This is a genomic window from Rhodoplanes roseus (assembly GCF_003258865.1).
GTDB classification, from domain to species: Bacteria; Pseudomonadota; Alphaproteobacteria; order Rhizobiales; family Xanthobacteraceae; genus Rhodoplanes; species Rhodoplanes roseus.
The window spans coordinates 1-333 of the sequence record NZ_NPEX01000366.1; positions in this window are offsets into that span (position 1 = coordinate 1).

The following is a 333-nucleotide window of genomic DNA, read 5'->3' on the forward strand; positions in this document are numbered from 1 at the left end:
GCGCCGGCGCCGGCCAGCAGGCCGCGCCGGCCCAGCACCAGCGCTTCGGGGGTCGCGGCGCTGTCCGGCAGCGCCCAGGCGCGGCGATGGATGATGTTCATGTCGTGCTCCGGGGGTCTCGGTCGCGCCGTTCGAGGCGCACGAGGGATTACGAACGCAACAGGAGATACGAACGCGGCGGGCCGATTGTTTCACTGCGACCGAGGGCCGCGGCGAAACACGGCAGAGCCCGGAGAGCTAGGGGCGGCGCCGCTCACCGGCAAGTCACAGCTGCGGGAGGGCTCGCAGGGCGGCGCGGCGCGGCGCCGGCCGGCACGCGCAGACACGCGCGTG